Below are 1,420 nucleotides of genomic sequence, written 5' to 3'. Positions count from 1 at the left end.
GCGCAGGCACGATGTCCAACCGCTCTGTGCGATCTTCGCCGATCTTGTGCATTTCGCCACACCCACAGGGGCAGATCAGACTGTCCGGATCGATGACATTCTCGATGCGCGGCAAAGATGCGGGCAGATTCCCGATATTGCGCCGCGGAGCGGGTTTCTTGCGTGTTCCATCACCTTGGGACGCCGCGCGTGTTTCCTTCTCGGCCTCGACCTCTTTGAGCGCGATGGTCAGGTCTTCAAAGGCCAGCTGGCGTTCATCCTCCGTCAGCTTCTCTGATCGTTTCCCATGCAGGGCATGGTTCAACTCAGCGATCAGATGCTCCTGGCGCGTGGTGATTTCCTTGAGCGCGCTGACCTCCTGCATCAACGCTTCCACGGCCGCGCGCTGATCGGCAGGGAGTTCAGCAAGGTTGATTGCAGGGGTGTTCGACATGCCCGATTTTTTACCGGAATCCATACTGATATAAAAGCAAAAACAGTGCCTTAATCTACTCTGGCGCGCTCGGCGGACGAGGCTCAACCGGCTTGACCTTGCGCCAGTCCAGCCCGGAAAACAGTGCCTCAAACTGGGCATGGTTCAGCGCCATGATCCCGTCCTTGATCGCAGGCCAGGTGAAGGTCGTGTCCTCCAGGCGTTTGTAAGCCATCACGAGACCATTCGTCGGGGAAACAGTCCCCCAGACTGTTTCCTGATCCTCCTCATCATCCCAATACAAAAGCTTCAACCGGTCAGCACGCCGCGCGCGAAACACAAACACTGTCCCAGTATAAGGGTCCTTGCGCAGCGTGGACGCCACCAGTGCGCAGAGGCCATCGTGACCCTTACGGAGCGAGCCATGGGCGCCATTGGTTCAAGCCCAATGGCGAGCGACAGGCTGCGTCGCGACCAGCACGCGCACGCGGTTGGACGGAAAGATCATGCGCGCGCCCCCAAGGCGCGCACGATCTCGACAAGCCGGTCTGTGCCTATATCTCCGTCCAGACGGATCGTGACAGCCGCAGTAACAATCTCGATCGGCTTTGACGAAACCGGCTTGATGGGTAGGTTGTCCTGTGAAACTGGCGCCTTCAGACCCGACAGAACGACCGGAGCGAAGCACAGGCTGTCATCTTCCGGAACCGCAGGAAGAACAAGTTTGCCGCGCCGCGCACGACCACGCCACTCTGACAGGTGATTGGCGCGTAAACCGTATCGGCGCGCAACCTCATTCACCGTAGCCCCCGGCTCCAGCGTCTCTGCCACAATCCGCGCTTTCACCTCATCCGGCCAACGCCGCTGACCATTCGTGCGGATATCTACCCCATAGTCACGGAGAAACTCATCCGTAGTCACCATCGCGAAACTCCATCCCGATTTCAATCAGGTCGGAGATCGCAGCTCAGGACAAAGCCTGGAAGGTGGGTGCCAGAACACGCTTAC

The 1,420-nt window shown here is 58.9% G+C and carries 2 protein-coding genes and 1 pseudogene; all 3 read right to left on the bottom strand.

Annotated elements, in window-relative coordinates; genetic code table 11:
• On the bottom strand, nt 1-433 hold a 433-nt coding region (locus tag ACTZWY_RS19730; protein WP_444792408.1), incomplete at its 3' end, for an IS66 family transposase.
• A gap of 55 nt (nt 434-488) precedes the next feature.
• Nucleotides 489-818: pseudogene (locus ACTZWY_RS19725) on the bottom strand (transposase); the annotation flags it as partial.
• A 98-nt stretch (nt 819-916) separates the two neighbouring features.
• Nucleotides 917-1,336: an IS66-like element accessory protein TnpA gene (gene tnpA / locus ACTZWY_RS19720; RefSeq protein ID WP_444792407.1), complete on the bottom strand. Its 420-nt coding sequence runs from the start codon at nt 1,334-1,336 to the stop codon at nt 917-919.
• Between the last annotated feature and the right edge of the window lie 84 nt (nt 1,337-1,420).

The sequence above is a fragment of the Roseinatronobacter sp. NSM genome (genome assembly GCF_052379845.1).
In the GTDB taxonomy this organism is placed as follows: Bacteria; Pseudomonadota; Alphaproteobacteria; order Rhodobacterales; family Rhodobacteraceae; genus Roseinatronobacter.
Note: the sequence above shows the minus strand (reverse complement) of the source record. Positions and strands in the feature narration are given on the sequence as shown.